We start from the raw sequence: 17,062 nt of genomic DNA on the forward strand, positions 1-17,062 counted from the left end.
CACCCTACCAATTTCATAATATAAAAATTTTCCTTGTAAAAAGATTTTCTCTACTATTCCGAAAATACCTTTCTAATTCTCCCATTATAAATAGACAAATTTCGATATTACTATAGCAATTAAGAATTATGTCTATTGTGTGACATCTTATCATCTACTTTTCAACCTAAAATAAAAAACGTAAGCATTACACTTACGTTTCCGTAGATTAATGTGGACTAAAAATCAATACTGGATGCGTCTCACTAATTCAAGTTTCACTTTATCCATTCACTTTTTCTGCTCGCCAAAAATATTCTCCAAATGCTTTAGCAAGTACATCAATTGATTGATTTAATTCTTCCTCTGTATTATCTACTCCGCCAACTTCTATTAATATCGCCTGTCCCGATAAATCTTGATTATAGACTCCATTTCCTGTTTGAAAGCCTTTTTGAATTACCCCTCGGCTCACCCCTGGATATTTCTTATTAATCGTCTCATGTAAAGCCGTTGCTAATTGTAAGTTTTTTTCATAGTTTTTGTTACCTTTCCCAATTACAAAAGCAAGCTTCGCATATGATTTATCTCCAATTGTTTTTGTCGTGACGTTTTTGCGTGCACTATCACGGTGTAAATCAAAAAAGTATTGGAGTTCTTTATTACCAGCCATCGCTTCTTGTACAATTTCTCGTGACAGTTTGTATGAACTATTACTGTTTAACCCTTTACTTATCAACTTTTGACCGACATCAGTCTTATCGTTAGTAGCACCTATACCTTCGCTTTCTAACTGTTCACGAAATCGATCGCCGACTATGGAAATATTCGTTGCAGAACTTGTCGCTTTATTCGGATTTGGATCATTTGTTAAATTAAGTAAAGGCAAGTATGATTCCCAGCTATGCGAATGATATATAAATGCAACTTGTCTTTTCCCAGTCGTTTGAGCTGGTTGTTTCTTCTCTTTATTCGAATCAGGCTTAGGGACTTGTCCAGTTTCTCCAGTACGTTCTTTCACTACTTCTTCAAGAGGAACACTTGACTCTATTGGTAAGTTGGAATAATTTGTCCCTTCACCTGCTATAACGATTTCCGTATCATACTTACCAAACCCTGGGAGTTCCTTTCCAACAAAACTACGTACATCATCAAAACGAATATTCGTAGCCATAGAAAAGAGAAATGAAGAAATCGAAAAGTCTTGATTTAAATTCCGATATTCTTGTGTAAAATAATGATTCTCTTTCCCAAGAACGTACATGTACCCGTTCATTGACAACTCATTTAACCAGTTATATAAATACGTTGACTTCGTCTCTTTCAAAGAAGTTACCATCATACTAATGAGAAAAAAAGTCGCTAATACCGTAGTAATGACAAATAAAATCAATTTGCGCATGCTTGTTAATTTCACATAAAAAAAGCCTCGATTCATACTATCACCCTCTCTATTTCAAGTTATGTACAAGCTTTAGAGAATAGACCGTCTAAATTCCGGCTATATTGTTAATGAGGTGAAATGAATTGAAGCTATTAATCGGAATATTACCAATCGCTCTATCATTTATGTTTTATTTGTTTGCTAAACACCCTAAAATTCGTATCGTATTACATATTTGCGCGTACTTCGCATTGTATACAATCGGAACAATTCTTTCTATTAATATATATGACGTTCTAATACAAAATCTTGTTTTCATGACAAGCATTCATGGAATATTACTCAACCCTTTTTTTCTTATCGCAGGAGCATATATAGGCATATACACTTTGTACCTACTTTTTTCTCACATTATTACGAAACTAACAAATATAAAAAATGGAGTATAATGAAATGCGACCACCATTCATCTGTCATACATGCAAAAAAAGAATTACACGAAAGAAAGATCTTATTATCACTACACGGTACTTCCATTTTTATTTATTTCACAACAATTGTTTTAAACAACAGCAACTGTTCATCTCTCATTTTATTCCTTTGAATACACTTTTTTTTATCTTTCTTATTATGTATGGGCTTATTGTTGGCAGCATTCTTATGATTACAGAGCCATCTATCATTTGGCTTGTTTTTTTACTTCCTATCTCATATCGGTTTCTTTCATATTATTATGTTGAACGTTTTTTCTCTAAATAACGGGTAGACTGACCTCTAGGAATACTTAAACACTCCCACTCATTTTCTTTTAACATTTTACCAATGTAAATGATTTGTCCAATATGTAAAGCATAATGAGAGATTTGCCTTTCAATCGCTTGCATGACAGTGTGTTCTTCTCCGCGAATGTATACTGTCTGCAAAATCTGCTCTGGTACTAAATTATCCATCGTTTTAAAAACATACTCCCACCCTTCTTGCCACGCTGCAAGAACTTCTTGTTTTGAACTGTATCCTCCTTCAAATTCACCATCTCGGTTACGATCTATTTTTTCACCATCAGATGTTAAAAAATCCGTCCATCTGGAACGCATATTACCATGCAAATGCTTAATAATAATCGCTACGCTATTTGTTTCCACATGAGAAGACCATATAATTTGTTCATATGATAATTGGGAAAGCACCCGTTCTCCTTGATTCTTTGTTGCTTTAAAATTCGAAATGGCACATTGTAAATATTCTCGTCCAATATCCATATTAATACCTACTTTCCTACTAACTAATTTTCGTTCCATTTGGCAGTTCCATATTAGGCTGAAGCAACACAACATCTCCAGCTTCAGGGACTCCGCCTAATACGAGCACTTCCGATTTAAATCCAGCTACACGCTTCACCGGAAAGTTTACAATCGCAACGATTTGTTGACCGACTAAATTTTCTGGATTGTATCTCTTCGTAATTTGGGCACTTGATTGTTTTATCCCAAGCTCCCCAAAATCAATTTCTAGTTTAATTGCTGGAACTCTCGCTTCTTTAAATTCCTCTGCATGTGTAACTGTTCCAATCCGTAAATCTAAAGTTAAAAAATCTTCAAAATTAGCCATTTTATCATTCCTCCCAATTTATTACTTAGACAAAATACAAAAATTCCCTTCAAAAAAAGAAAGGCGCCTAAGCACCTTTCTTTTGCATTTCACTTGATTCATTTGATTTATAGAAGAAGAAACCGAGCACACCACCAATACATGCTGGGACTAACCACCCTATTCCTTCTTTATATAAAGGTAACATTTGTAGTACATTTGAAATTGCGTCAATTTTGATATTCGCACTTTCTAAACCATTAAATAAGCTAACGGACAAGGCACCTAGTATTGCTCCAATATAAATTGTATTTCGCTTTCCTATCCACTTATGGAAATACGAAAGAACGATTAATACAATTGCAACTGGATAAATGATCATTAACACTGGTAAAGTGACTGTGATTAATTGTGTTAATCCTAGATTCGATACAATTAAACTAAATCCACATACTAACGTTACAATCGTTTTATGTGAAAATTTCGGGAATAAGTTTGAAAAGAACCCTGCACACGCAGATGTTAATCCAACAGAAGTTGTTAAACATGCAAGTGTAATTACAAGTGCTAATAAAATTTTACCGCTCGTCCCATATAACTCATTTACAACATTCGTTAAAATAAGACCACCGTTTTCTGAGACACCAAGTGATGTACTTGTTGAACCAAGATAAGCAAGTGATAAATAGATTAACGTTAAACCAAGTACAGCAATAATCCCTGATACAACAGTTATTTTTGCAATTTGGCTACTCTCTTTTATCCCTTTAGAGCGAATAACCTGCACAACGACAATTCCAAATACGAGCGCACTTATTGCATCCATCGTTAAATATCCTTGAATAAATCCACCAAAGAAAGCATTTTCTTTGTAAGCAGCTAACGGCGCAGCTGGTTCTCCAATCGGATCAATTATCGCTTTTCCAACAATAACAGCAACAATTAATACTAATAACGGGGTAAGAAATTTCCCGAACCAATCCACTAATTTAGATGGATTTAATGATAAATACCATGTAATTCCAAAGAAGACTACAGTGTAAAGAAATAGCATGTACCACTCTGAAACCATTGCATCTGATAAAAACGGCTTCATACCCATCTCAAACGAAACGGCTCCAGTTCGCGGGATCGCGAAGAATGGTCCAATTGCTAAATAACTAATGAGTGGAAATATAAACGCAAATATAGGGTGAACTCTAGAAGATAGCGCTTTCAAGTCCCCCTCTACAAACGCGACAGCTGTAACAGCTAATAGGGGTAATCCGACTCCCGTTACAAGGAATCCAATTGTAGCAATCCAAACATTCTCTCCTGCCTGTTGACCTAAAACTGGCGGGAAAATTAAATTTCCTGCTCCTAAAAATAATGCAAATAACATTAAACCAATTGCTACCGTATCACCTGGCCTTAAACGTCCCTTCATACTTTTCATTTGCATAGCACTTTTTCATTGTTTATCTCTATTTTTACAATATGCTATGCATCCTCCTCTCTGCTCAAGATGATAAATATGCCCCTTACAAAGCAGTGTCTTTCTCCATAATTTCTCCATTCCCCTTATTATTACTCTAATTAATAATTTTTGATTTTTTCGAAAATTCAAGTCATTAGAGTGTATTGCGTGGAGTATAGATGTCAGACCTCTTTGTTTTTATCACAAATATAGTAACATATTTAGCTGAAAAATAAAAACATATTTTCAAATTGATTTTTTTGAAAATCGAAATTATCTACTTTTTTCATTCTTTTACACAAATTTCATTCCATCAGTACACTATCTTCAATTTATTATCTCAAAATAACTTTATACAGATAACATAGCAAAAGCCATCCAACATAATTAGATGGCTTTTGTATGTTACTCTATCGTTTCCACTTCACGTGGATTATTCATCTCTTCTACATACACAACTCTAAATCCGTGATCTTCTAAATCCTTTAACAACGTTTCTAATTCACTATCTTCAAACTCTTCTCCCAATGTAAACATAATTCTACGAACTAATAAGGCATCATTATCAAAAGTCATTAAACTTTGGATACCAGTGTACTTCTTTAAAACTGTCGATAACTTTTGAATTGCACCATTATAGTCCTGTGTTCCAATCATGACAGAGTATTTACTAGAATGAACGCCCCATGCATCCTCTAATAACTCAAAAACTTTTTTATGAGTTAAGATTCCAAGGAAAATCCCTTTTTCATCAACTACTGATAAATAAGGTAATTTTTTAATTGTAAAAAATACTTTAAAGAAGGAAGAATCTTCTCTCACATATCCATCTTTATCGTTCAATAATTGTAATACACTCTCTTCGAGTGAACCTTTATATTCTAAAATATCTACTTTATATATATTCCCTAAATATCTCTCTTTTTTTTCATCTAAAACTGGTACACAGCGGTACCCACTTTTATTCAAATGCTCCAGTGCTTCTCCTATCGTAATTGAACTTGAGCAAAATAAAACTTCCCTTTTCGGCACATAATTCCCTTTAATCCTCATAAAAATCCTCCTTATGTTAAAATACTTTCTGTGCCATAACTATATTATATTTTCAGAAAAAAATAAATAATTTATTTTATTTTTCTGAAAATTATTCATTTTCTTGTCATAATTTATTCACGGTTCATTCACTTATTTAGCATACAAGATCAAACATTCTCTCTAAATTTCTTTAAGAAAAACATATTGTAACTTCCGTCGAAAAAAGCTAAAATAAGAATAAGAATTTTCTGAATATTCTAAGAGTAGGTGATTATATGTCTTTATTGCGCTCGCATATATGTAAATTTTTAGTTGGTGTTCTCATTATTTTTATCATTAGTCCTATTCCAGCATTATTCATTACACATAAATACTCATACTTAACTGGCTTTATAAGCATATTTCATAACTTCGCACAGCTTTCTTCTATATCAATTCCAAAAATTGATTGGATGCATGAATCTATCTTTTTCTCAGCAAATCAGATGGTACATACTTCTAATCATTCAACACCGTTATTCCCTTACATATGGGAAATATATTTTTTATCGACTGTTCGTTTTACTTTTACTCTTGCGATCGGATTCTTCATAAGTTTAGGTATCGGTCATTTATTTTTTAAAGCACCTAAATCGGTTAAAAAATTTACTACTGTATTGAGCTGGATACCTTACTCTTTTTGCACTGTGTTATTACAATGTTCAGTCTTATTGCTACTCCTATACATAGCAAAATTTATAAACCTTCCTTACTACTCATCTTTTATCATCGTATGTAGTACTTCCATGATTATCATAATGCAAGCAATAAAAAAATGGCTTCCTTTCTTAAATAACACAAATGAATATGAAATAAAACACTCTTCTTTCCTTGCAGATACATTGTTTTTGGCGCTTACTTCAAATCATAAATCTATTTTAGGTTCCATTATTCTTTCATTCGTATTTATGGAATGCATTTTTCACGCAAACGGACTATTACAATTTATCGTTCAATTTGGCGGAAATGCACCCGTAATTGTTACAATTGGTTTATTACTACTGTATATCCCGTATAGCATACTCTCTTTCCTTCAAACACTTTGGACGACAAACTACTTCAAACAGCAATCATATGCTTTAACGAGAAGTATTTCAAAACCGTAATTTGAAATAACCCTCTATAACCTAAAAGTAGAGGGTTATTCCTTTTGTATAGCGGACAAAATAACAGCAAATTCAAAAACTACTATAGAAACATGCCAAAATTTACCCTTTTTCTTTGACTATTCTTTTCATTTGGACTTATTATTAAAGTATAACATAATTACAGGAGGTGACATCTCTATTCCAAAATTTGAAATAGAGAACACACTTGGACATATTAAATATTTTTCTCATCTTTGTACTTATTCTTATTTCTGGCTTTTTCGTTGCATCAGAATTCGCTGTTGTAAAAGTACGAAAAAGTCGAATTGACCAGCTTGCAAATGAAGGTAATAAGCAGGCATTAGCTGCACGGAGCGTTGTATCTAACTTAGACGTTTATTTATCCGCTTGTCAGCTTGGCATTACTATCACTTCTTTAGGACTTGGTTGGCTCGGTGAACCAACTGTGGAACATTTACTACGACCACTATTTGAAAAAATCAATATTACTGGAACGATGGCTAACACGTTATCCTTTATAATTGCTTTTAGTATTATTACTTTTTTCCATGTTGTATTAGGAGAGTTAGTTCCTAAGTCTTTCGCAATCCAAAAAGCAGAAGCAATTACTTTAAAATTTGCAAGACCTCTTATTTTGTTTGATAAAATTATGTATCCATTTATTTGGGTATTGAATAGTTCAGCTGTATTTTTCACAAAATTATTCGGTTTAGAACCTGCAAAAGAAAATGAACTTGCTCATTCTGAAGAAGAATTACGACTCATTTTAGGTGAGAGTTTTAAAAGCGGCGAAATAAACCAAACCGAATATAAATATGTAAATAATATTTTTGAATTTGATGACCGAGTTGCGAAAGAAATCATGGTTCCTCGTACTGAAATGATTTGCTTATCTACTGAAAATACGTTAGAAGAAAACATGGATATCGTCGCAACCGAAAAATATACACGTTATCCTATAATTGAAAAAGATAAAGATGATATTATCGGGATGATTAATACGAAAGAAGTATTTCATGATCAAACAAAAGGGATTTATAAACCACTTGAGTCTTATATACATCCCGTACTCACTGTATTTGAAACAGTTCCAATTCGTAAAACGTTAGTCCATCTTCAAAAGAATCGCGTTCAGATGGCAATCGTTATGGATGAATATGGTGGTACTGCCGGACTTTTAACTATGGAAGATATTCTTGAAGAAATCATTGGAGAAATTCAAGATGAATTTGATGCGGATGAATCACCTATGATTGAAAAACGTACGCCTAAGCTTACTGTTTTAGATGGGAAAGTACTTATTTCTGAAGTAAATGATATGTTTGGCCTACATATTGATGAGAGCGACTTAGATACAATCGGAGGCTGGCTCCTCTCTCAAGCGGTTGACTTAAATATTGAAGCTGGTTATTCCATTGAATACGATGGGTTTCAATTTAAAGCATTAGAACTTGATGGACATCAAATTAAAAAAATAGCTGTATATAAATTAGATATTAAAAAGGAGTTATAAATTGACTGTATTATTAACAATCTGTATCATTGCCTGTTTCATTGTTTCATTTCTCGCCTTTATTTATCCTATAATCCCAGGTATCTTAGCTGTATGGGCTGGATATTTGATTTACCATTTTGGTATAAATGGCGGAGAACTAACGATTTCTTTTTGGATTATTCAAGCGATTTTCACACTATTTATTTTCGTTGCTGATTTTATTGCAAATGGATATTTCCTAAAAAAATACGGAAGTTCAAAGTGGGGCGAACGTGTCGGTATGGTTTCAATCATTGTCGGATCATTCTTCTTCCCACCATTTGGTTTAATTATAATACCGTTCTTATCGGTATTTATAACAGAGCTCATGCATAAAAAGGCGCCAAAAGACGCCTTTCTAGTAGGAATTGCTACTGTCGTTGGATTTTTAAGCAGTACAGTAGCGAAAGCTGTTCTCCAAATCATTATGATTATCATCTTCGTATGTTATATCATCTTCTAACCATCCCACTTTTGGGATGGTTTTTTAATACGAAATACCTACTCGACTATTTTCGTATATATTCTTATTGCATAAACACCATGTAAAATGTGCTGTATCACCGACTGTAATTTTCGCTCCACCTTCTGGCAATATATCTTTTTCAGTTCGATATACCCCTGTCACCTCACCGTCTATTAAATGTGTTGGACAAATAACAGTCCAACATAAATTACTAGTACTAAGTATCTTATATGCAGTTAAATGATCTTCTGCTGCTGTAGTCGTTTTCCTTTTTGATTCATTTGATTGGAAACGATATATACTTGGATTTGTTCTTGCTTGTAAAATACCAGCTGTTCCTATTGTAATAATTTTCTTTACGCCCTCTTCTTCCATATGCTTAATTATATTTGGCATACTCTTCGCTAATGTCCCATTTCGATCCGTTCCAAGAGCACTAATTACAATTTCACATCCTTTTACCGCTTCCTTTATATCATTCCTGTTCAATACATTCCCTTCTATAACTTGTAACCTTTCATGTTCTATTTCCATTCTATTTAAATCACGAACTAATACCGTCACTTCGGCTGAATCTTTTAATGCTAATTTTATAATTTCCGAACCTACTCTACCTGTTGCCCCCAATATACATACTTTCATTTGTTTCCCCCTCTTTCATTTCTCTCTCTATTTTTCAATAATTTCAATTAATATACAATAAAAAAGCTTCCTCATATATAAGAGGAAGCTCTATTATTACTTTATCCCGCTATTTGTGGGCAGTAAGCCCCCCCACGTTTCACTTTATTTCTTTTCTTTAGAATCTGTAGACTTCTCAGTTCCGCTTGTTTCTTTATCTTTTTTGTCCTCTTGTTGTGTTGTTGTATCGTCTTCTTTCTTCTTATCCTCATCTTTACTACAACCTACCATTAATAAAGAACTTGCAAGTGCCATAGCAGTTAATGATTTAACCCATTTGTTCATTTGCGTTTCCTCCCTTTGATAGAATATGTACAACCCCATATTACTCTCTATTTTTAAAGGAGAGATTGAAAAATAGTAAATATACGGTAAATATTTGTAAATTTTCTGATAACTGATATACCTTTAATTTATATATCCCATTCCCAATTGCTACATAATAAAGTGAAACTATAATCAGTGGGGAGTTTACGGAAAGCAGGGCTCCCACCTAACCTCTTTGCTCCAGCCGAATTTTGAGGTGGGAGGTTTACTGCTTACAAATAGCGGGATAAAAGAAAAAAACTAAGGCGTATATTATTCCGCCTTAGTCTCTCATGCAAACTTCTCATTTTCATATACATGCTTAATTTTATATTCTTTCTTCACAACATATTGCCATACACTATAAGCGTAACGGTTCATTTTCAAGAAACAATTTTCCAAAAACGAACGAAATTCTGGATTTGCAACTTCCACTGCAACTTGAGCAAACTTTAATGCTAATCGTTTTAAATGGGAAATATAACAAGTTGCAATATGGATATCCCCTGTATATTTACTATCCAATTCCTTTTCCATTTCAGGAAAAGAACACGAAATTGGTTCACAAGTTACATGCTGTACATTCTCTCCTTCTTGAAAATTCACTTGTTCATTATATGCTTGTAACATATACGGTAAATGTTGCTGTATTAACTCCTTTAATTCTTCGTCTCTTACTTGTCCTGTATACTCTCCTACCTTATATATAAGCATATAACTATATCTCATTAATCCTTTCATACATTCCATGAAAGTTCCTCCCTTCTTTTTTTGTTTATATGCTATAAATATGATGCTATAACATTCGCTATTCTTGCTAAAAACCAATCCCATTTACTAATTTTCTCAAAATCTTCTTCAGAAAATCTTTTTGATTTATGAAAGTCTTCTTTTAATCGACTCCATACATCAGCAACAACTGTTTTGTCATATATGACACAGTTAGATTCACAATTCAAATAAAAACTTCTATTATCAAAATTCGCTGTACCTATATCAACAATTTCTCCATCAATAATCGTTACCTTCCCATGAAAAAAGCCATTTCGATATTGATAAATCTCCGCTCCAGCATGTAACATATCTTTCAAATACGGATATGCAGCTTGTTTTAACAATACGGCATCACTTTTAAATGGTACGAGAATTTTCACATTGACACCACGATGTAATGCATCTTTTAACTCTTTCATCATTTCTTTACTTGGTACAAAATATGGCGTAGCAATAATTAAAGACCTTTTAGCCTGCTTTAAAAGCGCCCCATATTTTTCCCATAAACCTTTTCCATCTGAAAATAAATATTGATATTTTACATTCCCTATTGCCGGTAAACTTTTATGTACAGGCATTTTTTCTCCCGTATCTTCTTTCCAGTCATCTGCAAATTTTCTTTCCATATCATTTGCACCATTCCCATTTATGCGCACATGATAATCACGCCACGGACCAAATTTCGGATTTTGTCCAAGGTACTCCTTTCCAATATTAAAGCCACCGACGTATGATACTTTTCCATCTATCGTAACAATGCGTCTATGATTTCGTTGATGCAAAGTATAAAATACATTTTTCAATTTAGGTTTTTTACTAAATGTAAACTTGACACCGTTACTCTTTAATTGGCTAATGATCTTTTTCTTCAGCTTATATCCACCTATACGATCGACTGACAATTTCACCTCTACTCCACTAGATGCTTTTTTCTCGAGTAACCGTAAAAACTCTTGGCTTATTTCATCTTTGCCTACAATATAAAAATGGATATATACATACTTTTCCGCATTGTTTATATCATCAAATAATTTTCTATATAACTCTTCACCATTCGTATATAACTGAAATTCGCCTAATCGAACCTGTTCTAATTCATATTCACTAGCCATTTCTTTCCCCATTTCCACATCGATGCCCATCCAAATGAATACACCTATTAAACAAAGGATTACAACGAAAAAGTGCTTCATGGATAATTTCCTTTCTCCACTTACTGTTATTCCTATATCTTCCCTTTTTTAATACATTATCATTCAAGAAAATATGTCATTACATGATATATGTCCATATCAAACAATAGCTCATTTGCATATTGTATGTTGTATCTTAAAATAAAAGGAGGAAATAACAATGGGCTTTGCACATGGTAATGGATTCGCGCTATTAGTCGTATTATTTATCCTCTTAATTATCGTTGGTGCTGCTTGCTTCTGCTAAGTAGCTATTGTCATACGATATGTGGATGAAAAAACTATAAAAGCGGACACCTATTTTTAGGTGTCCGCTTTTCATATTAAAACCATTTCTGTATGTTATGTTAACCTTAACGGTTAAGTATTCATCTCAAAAATTTAGCAATGTAGCTACTTTTTTGCTCTCCGCCTTACGAATATGACGTTGTTCTGCACGTAACACAGCAATGCGATGTAATTCTTTCTCTTCTTCTGTTTCAGGGATAACACGCGGCACAGGAACTGGATTATTTTCCTTACTAAGTGCAACAAAAGTAACAAATGAAGTTGCCGCTACACGTTTTTTACCTGAAATTAAATCTTCCGCTACTACTTTCACAAATATCTCCATAGAAGTTCTTCCCGTCCAAATGACGAAAGATTCATAACTAACACAATCTGAAGAACGAACTGGGTGTAAGAAATCGATCCAATCCATAGACGCTGTGACACATTCCATCCTAGAGTGTCTCGTTGCTGAAATGGAAGCAACCATATCCATCTCCGCTAATATTTTTCCACCAAATAGCGTGTTATGATCATTTAAATCCGTTGGAAATACTCGGCTCGTTTTAAACACTCTTGACTCATTAGCTGTTTTCCCCTTTACTTCAGTCATTGATATCACCCCTTTGATTATTTATCCCTATCACTTTAATAATTACTATACAATTTGAACTACACGTTTAATATTAACAACATTCGGAACTTTTAGTCCATAAAAAAGAACCGATGTTATCAATCGGCTCCTCTAAATACATATTGTTCTTTCGGCGGTTCAACTTTATTCCATTTCGTTACTTCTAACACTGGAATATTCGCATGAAACGGCTGATAAAATTCAGTTGAAATTTCTCCTTCCACCTGAATCCAATCATCATTTTTCCACTCTACACCTTCTGGTTTTTTCACTAACATACCATATACACCCGAATCCGCTACACAATGAATAATACCGAAACGGAATAAGAAGTATTGTTCTTTCTTAGAAGAATCATCGCGGAAAACAAACCCTTTATACGATAATTTCTTCCCAGTAAACTCGCCAGGATAATTATAAATTGTCTCCATACCTTTTAAGAAATCTTCATCTTTTAAAGCAATATTATCTTTCGTAACAAACTCTTTCTTTCCTTTTTCCATTACACCACGATAGCCTTCTTTTCCGTAATAAATACTCGTATCAGGTCTTAAAAATTGCCTTGTCATAAATGGATCTTTACTTTCTGCCTGTGCAACAGGAAAATGAAATCCTTTCGCTTTAACAATATCCGAATCTAATGTTGCAATCGGGAAAAATAACCCTGAAATAATTGGAAAACAGAACAATGTGTACGAAAATGCTTTTTTCCACCATGTATTTTCATCTTTTGAATGATCATGCCCACAATGGCTATGATCACAACTACAATCATGTTTCTCTTTTTCCTTTTGATGCTCCTTTTGGAAAACGATAATAATTTGTACAATCGTTAAGACACCTAAAATAATGGCTGCAGTTTTTGATAAATAGGCATACTTCATATTGATATATTTCGTAATATTACCGGAAATATGAAGCTGCGCAATTAAAATTGTAAAACCTAATAATATATATGCTCGAAACATAACCTACCACCCCATCGCATAAATGAGTAGTGAGCTTGCATAAACAACAAGAGTAACTGTAACTGTAACGACAATTACAAACTTTGTTTTAAATGTCGCAAGCATCATAAACATATTTTTAATATCCACCATCGGTCCATATACGAGGAACGCGACAAGTGATGCTGTTGAAAATGTACTTTGGAATGACGAAGCAATAAATGCATCTGCTTCTGAACAAAGTGATAAAATGAAAGCAAGCCCCATCATAACAGCTGATGAAGAAAACGGCCCTTGTCCAATAGCAAGAAGTGTTGAAGTTTGTACAAACGTTTGAACTGCGGCAGCAATTAACGCTCCTAATACTAAATATTTCCCCATTGAGAAAAATTCCTCAACAGCGTGTGTACATACATCCCACATTTTTTTACGTAATGGACGCTTATGGTTCACTTCTGGGAAGTGATCATCTCTTAATTGATGTTCTTTAAACATAAATGATAATATAATTCCAACGATAATTGCTACGATAATCGCTACAATAGAACGATACCATACCATGTGCATACTACTTCCAAAGGCAACATATGTTGCAAATAATACAACCGGATTAATAATCGGTCCAGTTAACATAAATGCAATTCCTGCATATGGCGGAACACCTTTTCCGATTAATCGTCTTACAATCGGAACAATTCCACATTCACAGCCTGGAAACATCATTCCTAAAAAAGTAGCTAATAAAACAGACAGAAATCGGTTCTTCGGCATCCATTTTGCCACCATATCTTCTGTCACAAACATTTGAATGAATCCTGAAATAAATACACCAATTAGCACAAACGGAAGTGCCTCGATTAATATGGAGATAAAGATTGTATTCATTTGCAGGAATGCTTTCGGTAAGTGAAACAATTCCATGATGTATTTCCTCCAACTTTTCATTAACAATATGTAATTTTAACCCCATTTTATTATTTGAACAAGACTTATATGGAATTCATAACCATAATACACATTACATTTTACAATTTATATTCTATTTCAAAACTGAGATTTTATAACAAAGAAAGCTGCTCTAGCATAGTTTTATGACTTTGCTAGAGCAGCTTTCTTATCTTTAAAAGTAACGTTTCTTCCAAAAAACAAATGCTAATGTGAGAGATAGTGTTACACATATTATGAGTACAATGACAAAACCATGGGCTTCACCTTCAAATGGAACCTTTACATTCATTCCGAAGAAACTAGAAACCATCGTTGGTAATGATAAAATGATTGTAATAGACGTTAACAGTTTCATAACACTATTTAAATTATTTGATATAACGGAGCTAAAAGTATTCATCATTCCACTTAAAATGTGACTATATATTTCCGCCATTTCAATGGCCTGCTTATTTTCAATTAATACATCTTCTAATAAATCTTGATCGTCTTCATACATTTTTAAAAATGTACTGTTACGCATTAATTTTTGAATTACAATTTTATTTGCTTTTAATGATGTTGTAAAGTAAACTAAACTTTTTTCAAGGCCTAACAATGTGAAAATCTCTTTATTTTTCATCGATTTATTTAATTGGTGCTCTAAATCAATTGTTTTTCGATTAATTTGCTTTAAGTATCTTAAATAATAAGTAGAAATTGTATATAAGAGCTGAAGTGCAAAGCGTGTCTTTTTAAACGTATAAAATTCTTTAATACGTTGGTTAATAAAACGTTCAAAAATTGGATTTTCTTCTAAGCAAATTGTAACAAAACAATCTGGCATTACAATCATACCTATTGGAATCGTGTCATAAATCGAATTTCCTTCTTCATCATGTCTAACTGTCGGAATATCCACGATAATTAAAGTATTACTGTCTTCCTTTTCAATACGAGAGCGTTCTTCATCATCCAAAGGGTCTTTAATGAAATCTAAGTCTACATTTAAAGTTTGTACTAGATATTGAATTTCTTCTTCCGTTGGATGAAGTACATTAATCCAGCAACCCTTTTGCATTTCCTCAATCTCTTGTAGTTTTCCGTTTCGGTCTGTTAAATACATATTTAACATACTATCACCCCGATTCTTTTTACATGTGGGAATCTACCTCACTTAAACAACAGTTTTTGAACCGCCATGTTCAGCATATGAAACATACGTTTAAATTTCAATAGAAAAATTATTTTGAAAACGTTTTTATAAGAAAAAATATTATAAACATAGAAAAAGACAGAGTGTTCTCTGCCTTAAAAAGCTTATGTTGCCTTTATAACATATTTAGAAAGCATCCACAAGTTAAAGCCAACTGAAATCGTATAGCCAGCGTATGTTGAAATGATAAAACTTACATAATCAAAATATGGAAGCAGTACAATATTTAAAACTACCTTCACAATAATGCCAATTACTAACCCTAATACTGTTTTTTGCTGTTGATTTATTCCTTGTAGCATTGCTGCCGTTACTGTAAAGAGAGAAAATAGTATACAAGCAGGAGCATAATACTGTAAAATGATTCTCCCCATCTCCGGATCATTTCCGGCACCAAATAATAGAGTATATACTGGCTTTGCTAACAACATCATCCCAATTGCCGCTGGTACCGTAATCCCTACTACTAATACATTTGTCCTCGTAAAATGTTTATACAATAGCTTCGTATTTCCGGCTGTATAAGCCTTCGTCATCTCCGGTACGAGAGACATGCTAAAAGCAGTCGCAACAGAAACTGGAATGAGTACAACCATTTGAACTAAGCCGATAATCGCATTAATCTTTTCTGCTTCTCCTTGCATATATCCGATTTGTATTAGTAGTTTATTAATTGTAAATGTATCAATCGTCTGATACAACGGAATCGCTAAACCGACTACAACAAACGGTATTGAATATGTAAAGAGCTCCTTATACAACGAGAAAAAAGATTTCGTTGTTTGTGGTATACTTGCTATCTCTTTTTTCTTTAAGTGTCTTCTTCTTTTTATATAATACGCACTTAATACACTTAACCCGCCTATAGCCCCCATAAATGCACCAAACGTGGAAATACCAACTGCTAATGAAACAGAAGCTTTTAACACATATAAAACGACAAAGCTTCCTATCAAAATGGTTAAAACTCGAAAAAATTGCTCTACAACTACACTGAGCGCAGAAGGTCCCATCGATTGAAATCCTTGAAAGAATCCCCTTAATAAGCTCATTACTGGTACAAGTATTAATGCAAAACTTACAATTTGAATGTTATGAGTTACAGCCGTTACACTATTCCCTGTTTGATCATTTCCATCAATCACAAGTTCAGCTAAATGTGGAGCTAACAAATAAAGTGTAAAACATGAGATAACTCCCATTAAAAGCATAAAAACAATACCACTCTTTAACACTCTTTTAACCGTATGATAGTCATTCAGTTGATCGTATTTTGATACCATCTTTGAAACAGCGAGTGGTAATCCCATCGTTGCAATACTAAGCATAATAGTATAAGGACGATATGCATATGTGTATAACACATACCCACTCGTACCTACCATAGCTGTAAATGGTATAACATATATAAACCCTAACATTTTAGATATCATCGTTGCCATCGTTAAAAATATCGTTCCACGTATAAACGGTGATCCTTTCATCACATTCCCCCGCTACGTCTTATTATTACACATTATGGACAACT

The 17,062-nt window shown here is 33.4% G+C and carries 20 protein-coding genes; 6 read left to right on the forward strand and 14 right to left on the reverse strand.

All coding sequences use genetic code 11. The annotated features are described in order from the left end of the window. Nucleotides 1-262 precede the first annotated feature (262 nt). Complete coding sequence (gene spoIIP, locus COC96_RS02635) at nt 263-1,417, reverse strand: stage II sporulation protein SpoIIP (RefSeq protein ID WP_098267642.1); 1,155 nt, start codon at nt 1,415-1,417, stop codon at nt 263-265. An 89-nt stretch (nt 1,418-1,506) separates the two neighbouring features. Between spoIIP and COC96_RS02640 the strand changes: the two genes are divergently transcribed. Both COC96_RS02640 and COC96_RS27855 read left to right on the forward strand, forming a co-directional pair. Then, nucleotides 1,507-1,812 carry a hypothetical protein gene (locus COC96_RS02640; RefSeq protein ID WP_098267643.1) on the forward strand — a complete coding sequence of 102 codons (306 nt, stop codon included), beginning with the start codon at nt 1,507-1,509 and terminating at the stop codon, nt 1,810-1,812. 4 nt (nt 1,813-1,816) lie between these two features. Continuing rightward, nucleotides 1,817-2,122, forward strand: coding sequence for a permease (locus COC96_RS27855; RefSeq protein WP_141536064.1), 306 nt, complete (start codon nt 1,817-1,819; stop codon nt 2,120-2,122). On the opposite strand, the gene COC96_RS02650 is transcribed toward COC96_RS27855, so the two are convergent. From COC96_RS02650 to cbpA, 4 genes are all read right to left on the reverse strand, one after another. Beyond that, the gene (locus COC96_RS02650) at nt 2,095-2,661 is read right to left on the reverse strand and encodes a DUF1572 domain-containing protein (protein ID WP_098267645.1); all 567 of its coding nucleotides are present in this window, start codon (nt 2,659-2,661) and stop codon (nt 2,095-2,097) included. The genes COC96_RS27855 and COC96_RS02650 overlap by 28 nt on opposite strands. Then, nucleotides 2,642-2,971, reverse strand: a complete 330-nt coding sequence (csaA, locus tag COC96_RS02655) for a chaperone CsaA (RefSeq protein ID WP_098267646.1) — start codon at nt 2,969-2,971, stop codon at nt 2,642-2,644. The genes COC96_RS02650 and csaA overlap by 20 nt, the downstream gene beginning before the upstream one ends. Before the next feature lie 67 nt (nt 2,972-3,038). Further along, nucleotides 3,039-4,376, reverse strand: coding sequence for a branched-chain amino acid transport system II carrier protein BrnQ4 (gene brnQ4, locus COC96_RS02660; protein ID WP_087946858.1), 1,338 nt, complete (start codon nt 4,374-4,376; stop codon nt 3,039-3,041). A gap of 435 nt (nt 4,377-4,811) precedes the next feature. Continuing rightward, nucleotides 4,812-5,459 carry a cyclic di-AMP binding protein CbpA gene (cbpA, locus tag COC96_RS02665; RefSeq protein WP_098267647.1) on the reverse strand — a complete coding sequence of 216 codons (648 nt, stop codon included), beginning with the start codon at nt 5,457-5,459 and terminating at the stop codon, nt 4,812-4,814. Between the two features lie 257 nt (nt 5,460-5,716). Here cbpA and COC96_RS02670 point away from each other — a divergent pair, with 257 nt between their 5' ends. The 3 genes from COC96_RS02670 to COC96_RS02680 all read left to right on the forward strand — a co-directional run bounded on the left by COC96_RS02670 (nt 5,717) and on the right by COC96_RS02680 (nt 8,586). Next, nucleotides 5,717-6,586: a hypothetical protein gene (locus COC96_RS02670; protein ID WP_098267648.1), complete on the forward strand. Its 870-nt coding sequence runs from the start codon at nt 5,717-5,719 to the stop codon at nt 6,584-6,586. A 208-nt stretch (nt 6,587-6,794) separates the two neighbouring features. Continuing rightward, nucleotides 6,795-8,102 carry a hemolysin family protein gene (locus COC96_RS02675; protein WP_098267649.1) on the forward strand — a complete coding sequence of 436 codons (1,308 nt, stop codon included), beginning with the start codon at nt 6,795-6,797 and terminating at the stop codon, nt 8,100-8,102. A 1-nt stretch (nt 8,103) separates the two neighbouring features. Continuing rightward, complete coding sequence (locus tag COC96_RS02680) at nt 8,104-8,586, forward strand: DUF456 domain-containing protein (protein WP_098267650.1); 483 nt, start codon at nt 8,104-8,106, stop codon at nt 8,584-8,586. A gap of 24 nt (nt 8,587-8,610) precedes the next feature. Here the strand turns inward: COC96_RS02680 and COC96_RS02685 are convergent, their stop codons facing one another. The 4 genes from COC96_RS02685 to cls all read right to left on the reverse strand — a co-directional run bounded on the left by COC96_RS02685 (nt 8,611) and on the right by cls (nt 11,543). Then, a complete protein-coding gene (locus COC96_RS02685; RefSeq protein ID WP_098267651.1) occupies nt 8,611-9,231 on the reverse strand; it encodes an NAD(P)-dependent oxidoreductase in 621 nt (206 codons plus the stop codon). 144 nt (nt 9,232-9,375) lie between these two features. After that, complete coding sequence (locus COC96_RS02690; RefSeq protein ID WP_001045957.1) at nt 9,376-9,555, reverse strand: hypothetical protein; 180 nt, start codon at nt 9,553-9,555, stop codon at nt 9,376-9,378. A 312-nt stretch (nt 9,556-9,867) separates the two neighbouring features. Next, nucleotides 9,868-10,326 carry a spore coat protein gene (locus COC96_RS02700; RefSeq protein WP_098267652.1) on the reverse strand — a complete coding sequence of 153 codons (459 nt, stop codon included), beginning with the start codon at nt 10,324-10,326 and terminating at the stop codon, nt 9,868-9,870. A 32-nt stretch (nt 10,327-10,358) separates the two neighbouring features. Next, nucleotides 10,359-11,543, reverse strand: coding sequence for a cardiolipin synthase (gene cls, locus COC96_RS02705; protein ID WP_141536095.1), 1,185 nt, complete (start codon nt 11,541-11,543; stop codon nt 10,359-10,361). A gap of 160 nt (nt 11,544-11,703) precedes the next feature. On the opposite strand from cls, the gene COC96_RS02710 reads away from it, so the two are divergent. Continuing rightward, the gene (locus COC96_RS02710; protein ID WP_000505094.1) at nt 11,704-11,790 is read left to right on the forward strand and encodes a YjcZ family sporulation protein; all 87 of its coding nucleotides are present in this window, start codon (nt 11,704-11,706) and stop codon (nt 11,788-11,790) included. A gap of 126 nt (nt 11,791-11,916) precedes the next feature. Here COC96_RS02710 and COC96_RS02715 read toward each other — a convergent pair whose 3' ends face one another. From COC96_RS02715 to COC96_RS02735, 5 genes are all read right to left on the reverse strand, one after another. Continuing rightward, on the reverse strand, nt 11,917-12,423 hold the full coding sequence (locus COC96_RS02715) for an acyl-CoA thioesterase (protein WP_141536094.1): 507 nt from the start codon (nt 12,421-12,423) through the stop codon (nt 11,917-11,919). A gap of 119 nt (nt 12,424-12,542) precedes the next feature. Beyond that, the gene (locus COC96_RS02720; RefSeq protein ID WP_098267654.1) at nt 12,543-13,412 is read right to left on the reverse strand and encodes a TIGR03943 family putative permease subunit; all 870 of its coding nucleotides are present in this window, start codon (nt 13,410-13,412) and stop codon (nt 12,543-12,545) included. Nucleotides 13,413-13,415: 3 nt separating this feature from the next. After that, entirely contained in the window at nt 13,416-14,312 is an 897-nt protein-coding gene (locus COC96_RS02725) for a permease (RefSeq protein WP_097905869.1), read from the reverse strand. A gap of 199 nt (nt 14,313-14,511) precedes the next feature. Next, a complete protein-coding gene (locus COC96_RS02730; RefSeq protein WP_088230507.1) occupies nt 14,512-15,453 on the reverse strand; it encodes a magnesium transporter CorA family protein in 942 nt (313 codons plus the stop codon). Nucleotides 15,454-15,638: 185 nt separating this feature from the next. Next, nucleotides 15,639-17,018 (reverse strand): putative polysaccharide biosynthesis protein, encoded by a 1,380-nt coding sequence (locus COC96_RS02735; protein WP_098768246.1) that lies wholly within the window; start codon nt 17,016-17,018, stop codon nt 15,639-15,641. Nucleotides 17,019-17,062 lie beyond the last annotated feature (44 nt).

This window comes from Bacillus cereus (assembly GCF_002577405.1).
GTDB lineage: Bacteria > Bacillota > Bacilli > Bacillales > Bacillaceae_G > Bacillus_A > Bacillus_A cereus_AU.